Origin of the sequence: Rhizobium sp. NZLR11 (assembly GCF_019685115.1) — a bacterium.
GTDB lineage: Bacteria > Pseudomonadota > Alphaproteobacteria > Rhizobiales > Rhizobiaceae > Rhizobium.
Map to the genome: position 1 here is coordinate 1 of NZ_JABDWD010000045.1, position 16667 is coordinate 16667.

General features: G+C 55.8%; 13 protein-coding genes and 4 pseudogenes. 9 read left to right on the forward strand and 8 right to left on the reverse strand.

Annotated features, from left to right (window positions below; genetic code table 11):
- Positions 1 to 126: 126 nt before the first annotated feature.
- A pseudogene (locus HJB83_RS33570) lies at positions 127 to 846 on the reverse strand (IS3 family transposase); the annotation flags it as partial.
- Between the two features lie 211 nt (positions 847 to 1057).
- On the reverse strand, positions 1058 to 1516 hold the full coding sequence (locus HJB83_RS33575) for a DUF2721 domain-containing protein (protein WP_207586095.1): 459 nt from the start codon (positions 1514 to 1516) through the stop codon (positions 1058 to 1060).
- A gap of 475 nt (positions 1517 to 1991) precedes the next feature.
- Here HJB83_RS33575 and HJB83_RS33580 point away from each other — a divergent pair, with 475 nt between their 5' ends.
- Positions 1992 to 3221 carry an alpha/beta hydrolase gene (locus tag HJB83_RS33580; protein WP_207586094.1) on the forward strand — a complete coding sequence of 410 codons (1230 nt, stop codon included), beginning with the start codon at positions 1992 to 1994 and terminating at the stop codon, positions 3219 to 3221.
- Between the two features lie 138 nt (positions 3222 to 3359).
- Here HJB83_RS33580 and HJB83_RS33585 read toward each other — a convergent pair whose 3' ends face one another.
- The 3 genes from HJB83_RS33585 to HJB83_RS33595 form a co-directional block, all read right to left on the reverse strand.
- Complete coding sequence (locus HJB83_RS33585; protein ID WP_207586093.1) at positions 3360 to 4586, reverse strand: HlyD family secretion protein; 1227 nt, start codon at positions 4584 to 4586, stop codon at positions 3360 to 3362.
- A 2-nt stretch (positions 4587 to 4588) separates the two neighbouring features.
- Positions 4589 to 5029, reverse strand: a complete 441-nt coding sequence (locus HJB83_RS33590) for a hypothetical protein (protein ID WP_207586092.1) — start codon at positions 5027 to 5029, stop codon at positions 4589 to 4591.
- 350 nt (positions 5030 to 5379) lie between these two features.
- Complete coding sequence (locus HJB83_RS33595) at positions 5380 to 7113, reverse strand: adenylate/guanylate cyclase domain-containing protein (protein ID WP_221159851.1); 1734 nt, start codon at positions 7111 to 7113, stop codon at positions 5380 to 5382.
- Positions 7114 to 7621: 508 nt separating this feature from the next.
- Between HJB83_RS33595 and HJB83_RS33600 the strand changes: the two genes are divergently transcribed.
- The 3 genes from HJB83_RS33600 to HJB83_RS33610 all read left to right on the forward strand — a co-directional run bounded on the left by HJB83_RS33600 (position 7622) and on the right by HJB83_RS33610 (position 10295).
- Positions 7622 to 7783 carry a LuxR C-terminal-related transcriptional regulator gene (locus tag HJB83_RS33600; protein WP_409079520.1) on the forward strand — a complete coding sequence of 54 codons (162 nt, stop codon included), beginning with the start codon at positions 7622 to 7624 and terminating at the stop codon, positions 7781 to 7783.
- A gap of 97 nt (positions 7784 to 7880) precedes the next feature.
- A complete protein-coding gene (locus HJB83_RS33605) occupies positions 7881 to 9644 on the forward strand; it encodes a hypothetical protein (RefSeq protein WP_221159852.1) in 1764 nt (587 codons plus the stop codon).
- 348 nt (positions 9645 to 9992) lie between these two features.
- Complete coding sequence (locus HJB83_RS33610; protein ID WP_246762924.1) at positions 9993 to 10295, forward strand: hypothetical protein; 303 nt, start codon at positions 9993 to 9995, stop codon at positions 10293 to 10295.
- A gap of 305 nt (positions 10296 to 10600) precedes the next feature.
- Here HJB83_RS33610 and HJB83_RS33615 read toward each other — a convergent pair.
- Positions 10601 to 11604, reverse strand: a pseudogene (locus HJB83_RS33615) (porin).
- A 565-nt stretch (positions 11605 to 12169) separates the two neighbouring features.
- Here HJB83_RS33615 and HJB83_RS33620 point away from each other — a divergent pair.
- Positions 12170 to 12844 (forward strand): hypothetical protein, encoded by a 675-nt coding sequence (locus HJB83_RS33620; RefSeq protein ID WP_207586088.1) that lies wholly within the window; start codon positions 12170 to 12172, stop codon positions 12842 to 12844.
- A 184-nt stretch (positions 12845 to 13028) separates the two neighbouring features.
- Here the strand turns inward: HJB83_RS33620 and HJB83_RS33625 are convergent.
- A pseudogene (locus HJB83_RS33625) lies at positions 13029 to 13241 on the reverse strand (DDE-type integrase/transposase/recombinase); the annotation flags it as partial.
- Positions 13242 to 13346: 105 nt separating this feature from the next.
- Here HJB83_RS33625 and tnpA point away from each other — a divergent pair.
- From tnpA to HJB83_RS33645, 4 genes are all read left to right on the forward strand, one after another.
- Complete coding sequence (tnpA, locus tag HJB83_RS33630) at positions 13347 to 13793, forward strand: IS66-like element accessory protein TnpA (protein WP_221132012.1); 447 nt, start codon at positions 13347 to 13349, stop codon at positions 13791 to 13793.
- Positions 13774 to 14127, forward strand: coding sequence for an IS66 family insertion sequence element accessory protein TnpB (tnpB, locus tag HJB83_RS33635; protein WP_221159853.1), 354 nt, complete (start codon positions 13774 to 13776; stop codon positions 14125 to 14127). Before tnpA ends, tnpB begins: the two co-directional genes overlap by 20 nt.
- Positions 14128 to 14180: 53 nt before the next feature.
- Positions 14181 to 15767 (forward strand): IS66 family transposase, encoded by a 1587-nt coding sequence (gene tnpC / locus HJB83_RS33640; RefSeq protein WP_221159854.1) that lies wholly within the window; start codon positions 14181 to 14183, stop codon positions 15765 to 15767.
- A 126-nt stretch (positions 15768 to 15893) separates the two neighbouring features.
- Positions 15894 to 16247, forward strand: coding sequence for a hypothetical protein (locus HJB83_RS33645; protein ID WP_221159855.1), 354 nt, complete (start codon positions 15894 to 15896; stop codon positions 16245 to 16247).
- Positions 16248 to 16299: 52 nt separating this feature from the next.
- Here HJB83_RS33645 and HJB83_RS34520 read toward each other — a convergent pair.
- A pseudogene (locus HJB83_RS34520) lies at positions 16300 to 16667 on the reverse strand (DDE-type integrase/transposase/recombinase); the annotation flags it as partial.

The following is a 16667-nucleotide window of genomic DNA, read 5'->3' on the forward strand; positions in this document are numbered from 1 at the left end:
TGATCCGCAAGGGCCAATTTTCACCCAGTGGCCAATCGCCATTTCAGCAATTCGCTTCACTCGCTGCGTAGGTGTGTCCAGCGTCAGCTGGTTCTGCGACCTTGCTAAAAATTTGCGACAGAACCCAAAACCGCGAGCCATCGGAACGTAGGTTATGTCCATTGCCCAGACTTGGTTGGGCCGGGTGACCGTCAGCTTTCGCAGGAGGTAGGGATGGATTTTGTGACCTGGCGCTGGTTTGGATGTGTTAGGGCGACGATAGATCGCCTCGATGCCCATCTTTTTCATCAGCGTGGCGACGTGCAGCCGCCCAGCTTCCAGCCCTTCTCCTCTCAAGAGCCCTTGCAACATCCGACTTCCGGCAAAAGGGTAGTCGAGATGCAGTTCGTCGATACGGCGCATCAGGGCAAGATCGCCGTCTGGCACTGGACGAGGCAGATAATAGACACTGCCACGGCTGAAGCCGAGTAGCTTCGCCTGGCGCACGACGGATAGCTTATGCCGTGCGGTCGATCATTTCTTTCCGCCCAGCAATCCCGCCTTGCCGAGCGCACCGGATAAAAAATCGTTCTCCAGTGTCGGTTCGCCGATCTTGGCGTGCAATGTTTTGACATCGACGGTTGGACCCGCCGGTTCCGCCTTCGCTTCATCACCGAAAACGCCTGTCGCCCCCTCAAGGAGCTGGTCTTTCCACTGCTTGATCTGGTTGGCGTGCACGTCAAACTGCTGGGACAATTCCACCAGCGTCTGCTCACCTCGGATGGCGGCGAGCGCCACCTTTGCCTTGAAAGCCGGGCTGTGGTTCCGGCGCGGTCGTCTCGTGATGGTCTCTCCTGTTCCCGGCATCTAAGCCGAAGTCAGGCAGAAATTCCACTTATCCTAGCTGTGCAGATTTCCCGAGCCAGCTCTTAAGGAACTCGCCTCGGAGGACTAGGGCACAAGCAGCATCAGCATTTGCATAACACGAAGCGGGCCCTTCACTCGATCGACGTCAGCAATTCCGGTGATGATCAGGGCGCGGCGCCGACCGCAGGGATGCCGCGCCTCGAGCCTACCTTCATGCCTGCGTTCTGTTTTGCCCGTTACGGTCTCTACGGATTTGCAGAATCATGCTCCGACCAGCGGCCAAGAGTTCAAATAGGAACGAGACTAGCGAAAGCATCAGCGAGACGATGGCACCACCAAAGAACCACGACAAGTTTTCAGGCCGAAGACGGATCGCGAGTGCGCCAGAAAGCAGGTTCAAAATTGCCGCGCAGGTGCAGATTCCCGCTACAACGCCAAGGATAACCGCCAGTTCAAGAGCCAGTGTTCGTGTCTGCAGGTAGATAAGCTGTTGTCGTGACTTCTCACCTGATGATTGTTTGTCCGCGATCTCGTTAACTCGGTCGGAGACCCGCCCGAGGCGGATACAGTAGATACTCACAAACGCGGCGGTACCAGCAAGCAGAAATACCGGGGCCAAGGAGGTTTGGATCGCATCAGCATAGTCGCTGATGATTGGTGGGGTGTCCATGATTCCTCCGGCCGGTCGGCGATCAAAAGTATCGGTTAGTTTGACCGCGCAACGCTTCGCGTTGCGCCCCATTCTACCATTCGTCGAAGCGGGGCTGTCAACGTAGTCTTGAACCGCCCGATCAGTTTTAAGAGCGGCCATTTTCGCAACAGCAGCTTCGCGCAGTCCCGAACGACACTTCCCAGAACGAAAACGTGACGGATATTTCCATCCGCCCATGCTTACTGATAGTATAGGATCCAGACATCGCCGTGTGTGGAGCCGCCGGTTTGGTGCTCTTGATCAACTAGCCCGCGATCGTAAGGGAAATGCCACAAGGCAACCAAAACCGAGGCTTGTACCTATAACACCTATGCAAGAAGCGTTTCGGATCGGTAATGACACCAAAGCGATAAGCATGTTTCTGCATTATTATCAAACTCTTGCGTTGATTAACTTCTCATTTAACAGTTTCACTCGGCTGTGAGTATCGATAATGCAGATTAGGTTTGGTCAAGTGCTTTTATCTTGCTCTTTGCTTGCCATAATGGCGGCATGTGCAGGACGACCCGAACATGTTTTGCTTCCGATATCAGAAAAAATTCCCAGCACCTCCAAAGTCGACCTGTTGGTGGCCACGACCCGTAAGACAGATGCCTCAGGTGAAATGTTCTCGGGTGAGCGCGGCAGGGCATTGAGCTTTGCTAATGTTGTGGTCTCCATCCCACCGGGCGAAGCCCACAAAAGCGGCGATGTCGAATGGCCCCAAAAGACGCCCGGCAACCCCGCCACTGATTTCGTAACAGTAAAGGCAGAGAGACTGGATCTCGAGGGCGCTCGGCAATGGGTTCGGTCCGATACCGCTCTAACGCCGAAACGACGCGTTCTGGTGTTCGTGCACGGGTTCAATAACCGCTTCGACGATGCCGTATTTCGCTCAGCGCAGTTTGTCCACGACGCTGGCACACCGCTCGTGCCGGTGTTGTTCACATGGCCCTCCCGCGGCAGCATTTTCGCCTATGGCTACGATCGTGAAAGCACCAATTTTTCGCGTGACGGTTTGGAGCAGGTACTCAATCTACTGGCAAAGGATGAAAACGTCGCTGAGATAACGATCCTTGCCCATTCAATGGGCAACTGGTTGACGTTAGAAACCCTCCGTCAAATGGCGATTCGCGATCACCAGCTACCGCTGAAGATTAAGGACGTCATGCTGGCCGCGCCGGATGTTGACGTGGACGTATTCGCGAATGAAATCGATGACATGGGCAGCCCAAGACCAAAATTCACTTTGCTAGTTTCGCGGGACGATCGCGCGCTTGCGCTTTCGCGAAGACTCTGGGGCAGCACGGCGAGACTGGGCGCGATCGATCCAACAGCGGAACCTTACAAGACGCAGCTTGCAGCACACGACATCACCGTTATCGATTTAACCAAACATGGGAGCAATGATAGCCTCAATCACGGGAAGTTCGCAACCAGCCCCGAACTGGTTAGGCTAATTGGCGGACGACTGGAAGAAGGCCAGACTATTGATGACTGGAATGAAGGCGTTGGCGACAGGATCTTCAGAAAATCGACAGATATCGGGATGTCCGTTGGCGGGATTATTGGACTTGGAATCGCCCTACCGGAATCGGTTGTTGATCAGACGACCAGGCAACACCTGCCGAGCGAAGCCGACGAACTGAGCGGCATTCTTAAGGACACTGTCACCAATCGATGAAAAATCCAGACACGAACCTGAGATTCTTTTCAACGTCACTCGTCAGGGAACTATTAGCGTGGAGCATCTCGGAGCCGATTTAAAACACTTCGGTGAAAGCTCCCCGCCAAGCAAAGGTCAGCAGGGAGCAATCTGAACTCAGTGGCCCGCAAAGACCAAAGTTTGAACCGGGAGCAGCAGCGCCTGCATGCGTAGGATCATAGCGTGCACAAGTCCCACGGCATCCACTACATGCAGGAACAGCCATTTCGAACTGCTGATATTCTTGTCGGCCAGCGCTTCGTGATTGTTGGTATATGCATTGGCGATACAGCTGCTGCCCGGCGGGATATCGTCCAGCCCTCCTTCAAATAGAGGTTGAAGAAAGACCGTCAGAGTTCCTGGTTGGTCCAATTGTTGAATGTCGACCAGTTGATCGGTCGGACGAAGCTGGCCAGCCGCGATAACGTCCTGCACGTCAGTCACGACAAGCGGGATAATAGTGAAGGGCTTCCCGATGCAAGTGGCTTCCGCGATCATACCACGTTTCATCACCTGCGCTTCGATCTGTCCAAAGCCAGCAACCAACGTCCCACGGCCCGCTTCTGTCGGCACGAGGATCCCAGCCGGCCGGATCATGGTATTGACGACATCCCCCTTCCGGAGCGTGAACTGTTGTACAGTACCCGCGATGCCGGCGCGCACCAATGTCTTATCCAACTCTACTTGTGCCTGCGCGAGTGCTGCTTCGGCACTTGCCTTTTGTGATGGCAACAAGACCTCGATCTTCACCCTTAATGTCTCTTTTTTGGCGACGGCGGCACTCAACGAACCCTTGCGGCTCTCGACCGTATTGGCAAGACGATCGACTTCGCGCTTAGCAACGGCATCCCGTGTTAGAAGTTGGGCCTTCAGCTCATACTCATCGACCGCCACTTGGAGCGCACCCTGCGCCTCTTGGATTTGTCCGTCTGCTGTCGCCAGCTCCGTCGCGGTCACTTTGGCTTCAGCCTCAAGTTCTGCAATCTTTCGGCGTGCCGTTTCAACAGCTGCTTTCTGCTCCGCGTCGTCCAGCCGGAAGAGAGGTGCACCGGCGTCAACCTTTTCGTTGACACCAACAAAGACTTCGTCAACCCGCCCTACCGTTTGAGGCAAGATAGTCACTGTACGGAACACAGCTGTGACACTTTTGGTCGAGGGATGAAAATAAAAGATCATCGTGATGAGAGAAATGGTGAGCATCAGACATGCCGATATGCCCCACCGCAATTCATACCACATAGTGTAAAGATTGATTTCATGGCCGATACGTTTTCCCTGAACATAACGTCGATAGAGGTAGTCAGGGAAGACGGTCAGAAGGGAGCAAAGTATTAGTTCGAACATAGTCAGTTGTCCCCGCCATGATTTCCGCTAACTGGGTTTTCCACTTCCAGCTTCTGGGCTTCATTGAGAAGCAGCGCCGGGTCGTCGCTTGTTGCAGCGTCGCGGCCGGAGAGTTTGCCCAATGATTGCGCAATGGAATACAGCGGAGTGGAAAAGTCCGGGATGTGCACGAAGGCCAGCAGTAGGCCCGCGATCCAGAAAAGATGATTATGCGTAAAGAGCGAAATAAGTGCCAATACAGCCACAATCTCCATCTGCACCTTGCTTGTTCGATGTGCCATCCGCTCCGGAACCGCGTGGAGCTGGAAATAAAGATTGCCTATGATCAAGACTAAGAGGACTAGGAAGATGACAACTCCCACGAACAGATAGTCGGTCTGTCCAGGCTCCGTGATGAACCCCGGCAAATGGTCGACAGTTGCGGGGTGAAGAGCTTGAGCCATCTGAATTCCTTTCTGCGAGCTTGATCAACTGGAGAAGAGACGTTATGACCGGTTTCTCTTCGCGAACTGCGATACTGGCACGTGTGGGCATAGGCTCGCAACCGTGCCTCTTGGCGGCCGCAGATCATTTGATAGCTGTGCACGACCATTAGCAACAAGTGAGTGCGATCGGGAACTTCATTTTAGCCCGTGTGAAATTTAATCCCTCACTAGCCGGCTTGTCGATCCGAGTATGACGTTGCTCGTGGCGGTAAGAAAGTACGACAAACATTACACGACGGAGGCACGCGTCCGGAAGGACTACCGTCATTCTCTGCCCCACATCATCGCGAACGCCAGTTGCACCAATGCTATTTTGCGATACGCCACGAACCGTCCCAGTCCACAGAAAGGTGTGCCGTTTCCATTCCCTCAACGCGGGTTAGTAGAGTGAGCGATGGTCCGTCGTCCGGGATCAACGCCAGCGATGATTTGAAAGCAGATTCCGCGTCCTCCCAGCGACGTTCGCGGTAAGCCGCCAAACCCATCTCATAGAAATCACGCGATGCCAGTCGTTCGGTCGTAACTTCGCCACGGCGTCCGAGGATCTCAAATATCGCCTCCGCACGTGTCTGGCCTTCGACGACGATGCTGTCGATTTCTCGAACCTCAAGAGTTTGGCTCGCTACGGCAACTGTCTTTCCGGAGACGAGGTTCCGGGTTCCGTACAACCTGTTGGCACCCTCCAGGCGAGAGGCGAGATTAACAACGTCGCCCATTACCGTGTAGCTCATCATGATTTCGGAGCCGATACTTCCGACCAGTGCCTCGCCTGTGGCGACGCCTATTTTGAGATCGCAGTTTTCCATTGGAGTATCCCTGACACCCAAAATCTCCGGAATTTCCCGGCGAAGCGTGTCGATGCGCCCAATCATCTCCAGCGAGGCGAGGCATGCCAGACGGGAGTGATCAGCCTCCCCAACGAACGGAGGACCCCAATATGCCATGATGCCGTCACCGACGTACTTGTCGATGATGCCGCCGTTGGCTCGGATCGGCTCAGACATCAGCGAAAAGTATCGATTCATCACCCGCACCAAGCCCTGGGGCACCAAGCCTTCACTCAAGGTAGTGAAACCCTTCAGGTCGCAGAACATAACCGTCATCAACCGACGCTGGCCTTCCGCTGCCGTTATGTTCGGCTGATCGATGAGCCCTTCGACGACCCGAGGATCAATGTATTTGCCGAATGTTTCTTTGACCCGCCGGTTGACGCGCAACTGCACGATCATACGGTTGAATGCGGCGCTCAGCTCGCCAATCTCGTCCCGCGTTGTTACATCGATCGACTGATCGAGATGGCCGGCCTCGATGGCCTTCGTTCCATCGAGCAACTTGCGCACCGACCGAACGATACCTCCGCTCACAAGATTGGCGAATATCAATCCTACGAGAGCTGCGAGAACCGTCGCGATGGCAGAAATGACCACCGCCTCGGACTGCTGAGCCTTTATCGTTTCGATAGCGCGATCACTCTCTCCGGCCATTGCCTCCCGCAACGCGTCGATCCTTTGAGACAGCTCGTCACGCAGAAGATCGACGCGGGTGAGAAGGGTTGCCACTTCCGCAAAGTCCCGTGAATCAAGCGCAGCAAATAGAGCGTCGTTAGCTTGGGTCAGGAGAAGCCGCCCGTCGCTCATCAGGCCTTCAATGCGGCTTTCGATGCGCGCCAACCCCACCTTGTCAGAGGCGACACGCGGGTCTGCTATCATTTCGTTGATCAGTTGGCGGGCAGATTGCGCTTCCTGGTCAACCTCCGCGGCCTTGGCTTCGAACAATTGCTTGCGGGCCGTAAAAGCTTCCTCATCGGGCGGGTGCTGCAGCTTCGCGATAACGAGACGTCGGAGCGTCAGTGCTCGTTCAAGCGAGAGAGTCTCGATCCGTGTCAGATGAGCGTTGACGGGATTATATCTCGCCTTCAGTTCGTCAAGCAGGCGCCCTACCCGCCCGACCATCACCATCGAGAGCACCGAAGTCGCAACCATGAGGATCGTCAGTCCCACCACGATCGAAACGATCCGCCTTCTGATCGATGGTTTAATCATGAAATCCTCGGATCTATAAGAACGCAGTTGAGGCGGAAGCGGCAGGCTCGCAGTCGCGGCTTAACCAGTAGCAACAATACGACGTCGGTCCCTGTGGTTTGGGCATTGTTGGGCATCATTCGCCGAAACATTCTTCCGGCGACAACTTCTCTTGCGCGTGTCGGCCCTGATGGTGGGCAATTTCCACACGTCCATTGATAAACATCCATCCCCTAGGCGACGGCTCCGAGACCGGCAAGCGTAACACCCGTATCTTACCTCACTCGCCGCGTATCATATTTCCAAGCCAGCGGGTTTAGGCAACGGCCGTTGCATGATTGCAATATCACCTATCGTCACTGGTGGCCTCCTCGCCAAGCCAAAGCGGCAGCGAGGGCTGGTCGTTCTCGCTGTCCATCTCCATCTCGGCTACGATCAGGCCCAGATGTGCGCCGGCAAAAACGTTGACATCCCGACGTCGCCGCCGTGGTGGACCATATAGCGGGTCATCTCGACCCTCAATCTCGGCATCAGTTCACGCACGGTCGAGGTTCATCGCTCCAATGCCATGCCCAAGATGGAAGCGCGTAATCGTGCCGAACTGATACGGATGGTATTCACCTCCGGCAAGGTAATGCTGCCTGTACCGAATGCCTCGACGTCGCCAGTCATGCGAACGCAACTACTTTAGCTTGCATCTAACAAAGCTATTGAAACCATTCATTTATAGGGTATCGTTCGTTAGGGTGATCTAAAAAGAATAATTGCGTGATCGGGTGGAGGGCATCATGAGCACCGCAAAAGCCGAGCCGTTGAGCGAGCAAGGACCCAAGATCGAAGACATCCTGCAGCAAATGGAGCGCGTTCTAGCGAGTGCCGACTTTCACTTGCCCGAGCGCGGCAGGAAGTTCTTTCGGTTCGTCGTGACCGAGACCTTGGAGGGGCGGTCCCAGTACCTGAAGGCGTTTACGATCGCAAACGAGATTTTCGGTCGGCAAAATTCCTTCGACGCCCAGAACGATCCCGTCGTCAGAATAGAGGCCGGTCGAATTCGCCGGGGCCTTGAGCGCTACTACCTGGTCGCCGGTCAGTCGGACGCGATCGTGATCACGATACCGAAGGGCGGCTATGTTCCGCGCTTCGAGTATGCGCGGGGGTCGCATTCTGCAGGTCAGTCGGAGCATACGGGGCACATCGACCTGCTACCATCGAGCAATGGCCGGGGCCGTCAAAAGCTGTCCATGGCTGCGCTGTTGATCGGCGCTCTCGTCACAATGTCCGTGGCAGGTTTCTATGTCATGGCCACGCCAGACATTTTCACACTGCACGATAGCCCGGCAGGTTCATCGGGGCCCATGGTCGTCGTCGATATGTTTCAGACTGACGATCCTGACGGTCGTGAATTCGACATCGCTCAGGGCCTCAGGGACGAAGTTATCGGTCAGCTCGCAACATTCAACGACCTCGTGGTTGTCGTCGATCCGTCCAAGGCGAACTACAAAGGCACGGCGGGCTACAGTTTGCAGGCCAGCGTTCAGCGTGATGGCGACAAACTGCGCTCGATCCTGCGCCTCGTGCGTCGGTCTGATGCCGCTGTGGTCTGGGCAAACAACTACGACGCGGACCTTCGCGTCAGGAGCATCCTGCAGATCCAGGCGGACATCGGCCAGCAGATCGCGATCGCGGTCGCCCAGCCCTACGGCGCAGTCTTCCTGTCCGACAACGACAACGCAGCCCGGCCTGATGTGAACGCGGCCGCAGATGCCTATGACTGCACGTCGGCATATTACAGCTATCGCCGCGCAATGAACCTGCAAAGCCACACCGCAGCCCGTGAATGTCTACAGCGCGCGACGCTGCGTTCCCCAAAGAGTGCCAGGTCGTGGGCGCTGCTTTCGCTGATTTACCTTGACGCGATGAGGTTCCGCTACAAACTAGGCATGGTACCTGAGGCCGCAACCATGGAACTCGCAACCGATGCAGCAGAGCGCGCAACTTCGATTGCGCCAAACGATACGCGCGCGCTTCAGGCAACGATGCTGGTCAGCTTCTTCAACAACGACACTGACAAGGCGTTGAAGGCCGGGGCAGCCGCTTATGCGCAGAATTCGAACGATGCGGAAGTCGCAGGCGAGTATGGTCTGCGACTGGCGATGTCCGGAAAATGGCAATCAGGCTGCGAGCTCATTTCAAGGGCACTGAACCAAGGGGCCGGCCCCAAGGGCTACTACGAGGTTGGAATGGCGCTGTGCGCTTTCACGAGGGGTGATTTGCAAGCCGCTGAACTTTGGTCCCGCATGTGCGACCTGGAATACAACCCGATGCACCGCCTGGTACTCCTGTCGATCCTCGGCGCGGAAGGAAAGTCCGCGGAAGCAACAAAGGAAAGGGACTGGTTGAACGTTAACGCGCCTGAGATGATGAAGAACATTCGCCGGGAAGTCTCCCTGCGCCTGCAGCGCAAAGAAGACCAGGACCGTTTTCTGGGCGGACTTCGGGGATCAGGGATCGCCGTCGAATCCGCTAGCGCGGAAATGATAAGCTCGAATTAAGCGCACCGTCGGCGCGGCATATGCGAGCTGGCTAGGGCGTGTCGGGCCGAGCATTGATGTCGACGATTGTTACGATGTCGTTGACGATCTGCGCGCCGAACTCGTCCTGCAGATCGAGAATATTGCGGCAATGCGTCTCACGATCAAGCCGCTTCGCAACGACGAATATCGATTTGAAATAAGCCAGGCCATTACTGCGAAGGCAGGCAGGTAAGCAGGGACAACGTCAGGTTCGGCAATTACGGTCAGCGGCCTCGCGTCGCTGTCAGACAATAACAAACAGGGGTTCTAGCGATGACTCATCTAGCACAGCGGCGTATAGGGAAACACCTTGGAACAGTGGCTGCGATGATCGTCGCCGCCGCCCTTCAAACAGTTAGTGTCTCGACCGTTCATGCAGCTGACGACCCTTTTGGAAAATTCCCCATCGTCATTCAGTGCAAATACAAGACCACGGTCCACGCCTTCTACCTTTCCAGGGTGACGGAAGATGGCCTGGCGACTTATGTGGCCTCCGACAGTATTGCCGGAACGATCTCGCTCGACGGTCACGCCAAGGCAGTCGGCGGCAAGGGCGGTGGCAGTTGTGTCGGAAAGACCCTGGAAGAACTACGAGCATCCGGTCAGGCACATGACCTGGGCAAATTGTGAAAGCACGTTCTAAAAATCAGCAATCGCTTCGACAATCACCTGAGTCGTTTCAGATGGTACTTTGTTCAATCTGTTTATTGCAGATGTGATCACGATCGCTGACCCGAAGTCCGCCGGGAAACCACTCTTGGTCCTAAGCACCACTAAACGCCTGTTATTGGCCAGCTTTTATTTGCGACTATAGCGTCGGAAATTGACGGTCGCCCATTAGACAATGTCGCGCTTGTCCGTGCCAGGCAGAGGTCTGTGCAATTGAGAAGTCGGCCTGCGTATGGCTCTCCAGGCCAGTCAAGGAGCAGCGTCGGCTAGAATGTGCGCTGCAAACGGAAGAAGCCACTTGTCACGTCTTCACCATCTTCCGCATCGAGATATTTGGCTGTTCCCTTAGCATAGAGGTTTTCAGCGATGTGGTAATCAACGGTAACGCCGACCTCCCACGCATCGCCAAGTCCATCGAATGATGCGGGAATAGCGCCATTGTCTGTGTCGGTGGCATATTTGCCGAAGTATTGACCCATAGGGGTCACTGACCATTTGTCTGTAATTTTCTAAGCGTATTCGGCGGCAACAGTCCATTCTGATTGGGCATAGTAGGAGTTCGGCCCAGAGGCCCACACACCTGCCAGACCCAAAGTACCAGGGCCAAGATCTGCGAAGATCATGCCGCGGATCGCGCCTTCTTCATTGTCCGTGTCATACCCACCGGTAAGTTGATAACTGACACTACCGATCTTGTCCCCGATCCCGAATGCGATACCGACGTTGTTTGATTGCTCGCCAAGCTTGTAGTAGCCATCTTCCAACTCATCGGCGCTAATGCCAGCATAGAAATCGCCGGTCTCGTATTGGTATCGGATGGAATTATGCAGCGTCTCGAAGCTCGACAGGACGTCTGGCTCGCCGCTCAAGTCATCATCCCACCACGCAGCCCGGCAATGTCGATGTAAGCCGAGTCAAGCATGGTACCGGTTGATGCGTTGTCGCCGTTGTTGCGCATAACGATAACGCCGGTTAGTGGACCATATTCAGTGTCGCTCTTCGACGTAAACTGAACATGCGCTCGCGTGCGAGCGTTCCAGTCAGAGGTGCCTTTTTCATCTGGCCCACCGTAAACCTCAAAGCGCAGGTAACCACCGATTTTGAGGCAGGTTTTGGTGCCGGGGATATAAAAGTATCCAGTGCCGTACGCGTCGCAGACGCGAACATACTCGACCGCTTCTGGCTCGGCGGCAACAATGGCGTCGGCAGCGAAGCTAGGTGCAGCGACAAGCGCCGCAACCGATCCAAGCAGCATCAAATGCAATGCCATATCTCGGTCCCTGGCTAAATATTGTTTTTTGAACGGACCCACTTGCAGAACAGGCAATATCCAGCCGAACATATTCACCCCACAGGATTCACCGATGTATCTTCTTCTACTAAATTCTCACATTCTAAGCAAAGAATCGCGAATGGACGCGAGATGAAATCAACCCAATGTTGCAAGCCAGCAACAGATGCTCTTGCGCGGTGGAGTCGAGTATCGCCGGCCTTTACAGCGATTGTAAAAGCGCCCCCACCCCGGAACCTTATCCTCCCCGTCATTTGCCTGAGGCGAAGGTCTGATTGCTGCTACTGGCCGCAGTGAGCTATTTTGGGGTGCAGGCGATATTGGCAGAATGAATATATGGAGGGGTTGCGCAGCAGTTCTCGTTAGTCGTTAAATCCGTCGGATGAAGTGCGCGGATCATACAGCGGCGGTTGTCAGGAACCCTGACCGGCCGTTGCGCCCTGTATGCTACGACCCTGGGATAGTGACCACCTAGCCCGACTTTGCTACCATCCCGGCTGCGTGAATGCCCCTGCCATAGGTCCAGCAATCGAGGGACGAGACCATGAACCGCATTTTCCTGTCGAGCGTTGTTATCACCAGCGCTGCTGCCTGGTATGGAACTCAAGCATCCGCAGCCGAATGCGACTTTACGAAGGTGGCTGGCACCTGCCAGGGGATGATTACGGTCAAAAATGCGAAGGACGCGAAGCCCCAGCACACAGCTGACGTGACGATACACAGCTCGGCACCAAGCTGCTCAAAGATTGCTTACATCTTCGAAAACGCACCGCATCAGACAGTAGTTAAAGACGGAAACAAACTACTGCAGTCGATAAAGGGTGCTGCACCGATTGCCAGCCGCAGTTTCAAGGTCGAAAGCTGCACGGCGTACGTTGATAAAGCCAGGCCAGCAGAAAGGAAGCCCGCGCTCAAAAAGGAACGGATGAACCCCAGGTTCTTTGAAGGACGCTGGACCGGCACGGTAGCTCCCAAAGAAAACGTTGAGCTGACAATCGATGTCAAAGGCAGCCGAGCAACCGGCCAAACGGTCTCTGGAAGTCACACGGTCAAGTTCACCAACGGCGCGATCAGCGGCGATAAGCTCACCTACACCTTCGTCGACTGGAGCATGGGGGGCATCGTGACCGTGACGCTGACCCGAGCTTCAGACGACAGCATCAAGTACAGTGCCGGGGCCAGAGGGATTCTGACCCGGAAGAAGGGCTGGTGGCGCTAGGCGGGCTGAATGCCCTCTTCGCAAACCGAGATCCATTTTTGACCTCGTTCAAAAAGACATCGCCCGTCGTCGTCTTTTTGAAGAGGGGCACCTCAATGAGGCCACCGGCAGGGCAACCCATACCCGGCCCGGTTCTGTCGCAAATTTTTAGCAAGGTCGCAGAACCAGCTGACGCTGGACACACCTACGCAGCGAGTGAAGCGAATTGCTGAAATGGCGATTGGCCACTGGGTGAAAATTGGCCCTTGCGGATCATGTGCGCCACTTCGATACCATCCAGTGTCGCTGACGCAGACTGAAAGGATTTGAAGCCTTTCATCGGGCCGGTCAGCTTCTTGATGAACCGGTGGTCCTGCTCAATCATGTTGTTGAGGTATTTGACCTGCAGGATCTCGATCAGCCAGAACCATCCCTGCAACGTAAGCGCGATTTTCTCCGCACCTTCAGTAATTGAGTGAGCTTTGGCATGAGGTGTCCACCTAAAAGAGGTGGACACCAAGTTATGGATGAATGTCAAAAACTTGCCGTGCGGCTGGTTGGTCGGAATGGGAGACGCCGTTTCGATCAACGTTCGAAAGATCGCCTTGTTGCGGCCTGCCTTGAACCTGGCGCATCGGTATCGAAACTTGCGCGCCTACACGGGGTCAACGCGAACCTCGTTTGGAAATGGATCAGGAAACACACCAAGGCCCATCCATTGCCGCCGTCTTCGCCATCAGTCTTTATTCCGGTTCAGGTCGCCGCCGCGAGCAGCAAGTTTGACATTGAGACGCTTACGACGGATCGAGAAGAGCTGCCGCCAAAAGTGGAGAGGAACGGCCCGCTGTCTCCTCCAGCGAAGGTGAGCGCGTCATTGCCGAATGGTGTGAGATTGACGCTGGAATGCGGCGATCTGGACGCATTGACGGCCGTAATCGGAGCCTTGGGTCATGTTCAAGCTGGGCGCTGATCTTCAAGTCTATCTGCATCGCGAACCGATCGACTTCAGAGCCGGCATCAACAGCCTTGCGGTTCTGGTCCAGGAGACGATGGCGCTCGATCCGTTTGCCCCGGCAGTTTTTGCCTTTTGTAATCGCAGGCGTGACCGCGTGAAGCTGTTATTCTTCGATCGCTCGGGCTTTGTGCTGATCCTGAAGCGGTTGAGTGAAGACAAGTTCCGATGGCCGCGCCGAGAGGTGCCGGTGGTCACGCTGACGACCGAGCAACTACACTGGATTCTCGACGGGATCGATATCGATGCGATGATCCGCCATCCCGTGCGGCAATATCAGATCGCTGGCTGAAGGTGGCGAATTGAGCTGTTGACGTAAAGGGGCGGTTCAGATTCAAAACTACGATGAATCGAACCGGCGAACCGAGCCTTGCAGAGCTGATGGCGCAGTTGGCAGCTAACGCCGCCGAAATCGCTGCGCTCAAAGCCGAGAAGGAAGCCCTCTCGCAGCGGGTCGTCAAGCTGGAAGAAGAACTGGCGCTCGCAAGGCTCCATCGGTTTGCCCCACGTAGCGAAAAGCACATCGATCGCATCTTCAACGAAGCCGAAGAGGCGGCGGGTGAAGATGACAGTGACGACGGCGACGTCGTCGATCTTCCAGAAACAGGCCTGCCGCCTGTCGAGAGCGGGGCGGGAAAGAAGCGCGGCCGCAGACCTTTGCCGGAAGATTTGCCGCGCGAGCGTGTCGAATATGACCTTCCCGACGATCAGAAGGCCTGCCCGTGCTGCCACGGCCAAATGCATCGCATGGGCAAGGCGGTTACCGAGCAACTCCATATCGAGGTCAAGGCAAAGGTCGTGCAGAACGTGCGGTTCAAGTATGCCTGCCGCCATTGCGACCGCACCGGGATCAATACGCCCGTCGTGATTGCACCGATGCCGACGCAGCCCTTGCCGGGCAGCATCGCCACCGCCTCGACGGTGGCCTTCGCGCTCGTCCACAAATACGTCGATGGCACGCCGCTCTACCGCGTGGCTCAGACATTCGAGCGTGCCGGCGTTCCGGTCAGCCGTGGCGCTCTCGCTCACTGGGTGATCGGCTCGAGTGAGAGGCATCTTCACCGCATCTATGATGCGCTGAGATTACGGCTTCGGTCGCAGCCTCTCATTCATGGTGATGAGACAACCGTTCAGGTCCTAAAGGAAAAGGACAAGGAAGCCACAAGCACATCGTATATGTGGGCATACCGGAGTGGCGAGGACAGTAGCGAGCCGATCGTACTGCTTGATTATCAGCCCGGCCGCGGTCAGATTCACCCCCAGACCTTTCTCGGTGACTACCGCGGCATACTGATGAGTGACGGTTACACAGCCTGGCGCACATTGGATGGTGCCACCCATGTCGGATGCATGGCCCATTCCCGGCGGCGCTTTGTCGAGGCCCTCAAAACGAGGAAGAGCGGGGGCGGACCGCCGGAACAGGCGCTCCGGTTCTTCGAACAGCTCTACCGGATCGAAAAGCAGGCCAGAGGCAAAACCCCAGACGCCGGAGAGACGAAGGCCGACTGCATTCGCGGCTTTCGCCAACAGCACAGCTTGCCTGTCCTGAACGCGCTCAAGTCGTGGCTCGACAACATCGCGCCGAAGGTCGTGCCGGATACCAAGCTCGGCGATGCCGTGTCCTACACTCTAAACCAATGGGATTATCTGACGCGCTATATCACGGATGGCAGGATGCCGATCGATAACAACATTCTGGAGCGTGACATCAGGGTCTTTGCTACCGGCAGAAAAAGTTGGCTGTTCAGTGATACCGTTGACGGAGCCAAGGCCAGCGCCGTGATCTACAGTTTGATGCTGACCTGCCGCGCCTGTGGCGTCGACCCGCTCACCTGGCTGCGCCACGTGCTCACTGAGTTGCCGCAGCGCGAAGAAGCGGCCGACATCGGCGACCTGCTGCCGTTCAACCTCTCCAAAACCTCTGCGGCCTAAGCCGACAGGTCCGTTGTTGGAGTGCCTCGAGCTGGGCAGCCAGGGTCTGGCTTTCGGAGGAGACACGGGTATATCCCTGGTTCCATACAGGTTTTTACGGATTTCCTGTTTTGAGAGGATCATTCCATGGAGCATGCCAATTTCACCGACGAAGAAGTTAAGGCCGTGCTTGAACATTTTCAAAAGACGACGCCGTCAACCTTCAAAGAGACGAAAGCCAAATTGGTTCAACTCGGATTGGCAAGCGAAGCCGGATTGCTAAATGCCCGAGGCGACTCGATTGTCTCTCTGCTGCAAGGCCCTGCCACTTATACGAAGGAAGAGGAAATGGCCGTAGCTCACTACAGCCATAACCCGGGCAACGTCGCCGGGCAGGGAATACTCGCCCTGGGGCTGGGCTACGTCGATAGATCTGGCAGGATTGATCTTAACCTTAGGGGACGGATGATAGAGCACTGCTACCGCATGTCGATCCGATGAAAGGGGTCGGTTCCGGCTGGGGGCGAAATGACACTCTAAGCCTTTGCTCCCTTCAGAGATATTCGCCGGTCAGTAATATGTGTGCCCAACCCAGCGGAGAGATCGATCCACTCACTTGGCTGCGCCATGTGCCCACCGGGTTGCCACAGCGAGGCAAAGAGGCAGACGTCGGCGACTTGCTACCGTTCAACTTCTCCAAAACCTCTGCGGCCTGACAGAGCCGCATACCTCTCCCGGTACGAGTGCGCTTCAGCGGTGCCGCAGCCGTCAATGCGCATGGAAAATCGCGCTTACCCTGCAACAGCAGTAGCCAGTTGATGTTTTGCAATCCTGCCAGGTTGGCACCGCTCTTATCGATGACGACCTTTTCAGGCCAGCCATTGTTCTTGATCGTGCGGGCGAAGAAAGCGCTGGCCGCAG